We start from the raw sequence: 1,459 nt of genomic DNA, 5'->3' as shown, positions 1-1,459 counted from the left end.
GTGCTCGGTATCGGCGAACAGGGCCAAGGCTGCAGCAACCTTCTGGCACGCGGCGAATGCGTACTGAACTTCGCAGATGCCACGCAGGCGGCGCAGGTTGAAGCCATCGCCCGCGCCACCGCCCGCACCCCGGTGCCGGAATCGAAGCGTGCGATGGGGTACGTGCATGTGCCTGACAAGTTCGCACTGGGCGGCTTCAGCCGCGTCGATTCGGTGCAGGTGGCACCGCCGGCGATTGCCGAATGCCCGCTGCAGGTGGAGGTCACGCTGCTCGCCTCGCACCGGCCCAGCGGAACGCAGGATCAGGGCTTCATGATCATCGAAGGACGGATCTGCCGGGTGCATGCGCACGAGGCGATCACCGTTGCCGGAACCCAGCACATCGACGTGCAGCGCTGGGCACCGTTGATCTACCTGTTCCGCCACTATGTGGGCACCACCACGCCGGTGGCGCGCAATTTCCGCGCTGACGATCCTTTGCCGCCGACTGCATGAACCCTTGGCTGCACGCTGCCAACGAGGAGGCAGCAGAGGCCTCTGATTCAGATGCGGGATCGACGCAGCTCCAGCGCGGCGAAGGTGTACCAGCCGAACGCCGGCAGCAGCGCGATGCGCTGGGTGAGGCCGCGATAGGGCTCCGGGTCGAAGCCGGAAAGCATCAGCCACAGATAGGCCATCCCCAGCAGCGAAGTGACGCGCGCAATCCAGACCATACGCGTCGACGCAGCAGGGCCCAGCTCGGCCAGGAACAGCAGCGGGGTCAGGATCGAGAAGATGCCGATGCCATAGAGGCCATGCAGCGGACTGCCCGTGGTGAAGACGCCATTGCTGACCATGGACACGCCGAACAGGAGGGAAGTGAGCACAGTGAGCGCGAAACGGCGACCTTGCGCGAGCAACGCAAGGCTGAAGACGATGATGGCCGAGCCACTGACCACCGCGCCGACCTGCACCGCCTTGGCTGGCAGCCCCGGCATCAGGCCCAGCTCGCTGAGGTGCTGGGAGAGCGGGTGGTAGCCGGGCACGGTGAATGCAAAAGCGATCAGCGCCAGCATGGCGCCGAGAGGAACGTATACCGCTTGCTGGATGGCCAGGTTCCGCACTGCAGTCACCACCGCTGAAGAGGAGTGCGGCGACGTTAGCAGCCGGTCCCGCCGGGTCGCATGTGCAGTTTGGTACCCCTGCTGGCGCCAGGGGKMCGCACAAAGAAAAAAGCCCTGACCGRAGTCAGGGCTTTTCAATTGGAGGCCTCAAGCGGAATCGAACCGCTGTAAACGGATTTGCAATCCGGTGCATAGCCACTCTGCCATGAGGCCAACGTACTGCGATCAGGAACGACGCCCCTGACATGACAAAACCCCGCGATGGGGCCTGTCGAAACATGGAGCGGGAAACGAGACTCGAACTCGCGACCTCAACCTTGGCAAGGTTGCGCTCTACCAACTGAGCTATTCCCGCA

General features: G+C 64.0%; 2 protein-coding genes and 2 tRNA genes. 1 reads left to right on the top strand and 3 read right to left on the bottom strand.

The window, feature by feature from the left end:
• A partial coding sequence (locus AC1VAN_RS21705) for a flavin reductase family protein (protein WP_480986728.1) occupies window positions 1–495 on the top strand: 495 nt, incomplete at its 5' end.
• Window positions 496–542: 47 nt separating this feature from the next.
• On the opposite strand, the gene AC1VAN_RS21700 is transcribed toward AC1VAN_RS21705, so the two are convergent.
• From AC1VAN_RS21700 to AC1VAN_RS21690, 3 genes are all read right to left on the bottom strand, one after another.
• Window positions 543–1,055 carry a DUF998 domain-containing protein gene (locus tag AC1VAN_RS21700; RefSeq protein ID WP_442251051.1) on the bottom strand — a complete coding sequence of 171 codons (513 nt, stop codon included), beginning with the start codon at window positions 1,053–1,055 and terminating at the stop codon, window positions 543–545.
• A 187-nt stretch (window positions 1,056–1,242) separates the two neighbouring features.
• A tRNA-Cys gene (locus AC1VAN_RS21695) sits at window positions 1,243–1,316 on the bottom strand.
• A 66-nt stretch (window positions 1,317–1,382) separates the two neighbouring features.
• Window positions 1,383–1,458 (bottom strand) — tRNA-Gly (locus AC1VAN_RS21690).
• Between the last annotated feature and the right edge of the window lies 1 nt (window position 1,459).

The organism is Stenotrophomonas sp. 05L44_2 (genome assembly GCF_056665995.1).
This window is presented reverse-complemented; position numbering and strand designations above follow the sequence as displayed.

What these genes read in the sequence shown, in the direction of transcription:
- AC1VAN_RS21700 (WP_442251051.1), bottom strand. Translation starts at nt 1,055, where the DNA reads ATGCTGGCGCTGATCGCTTTTGCATTCACCGTGCCCGGCTACCACCCG.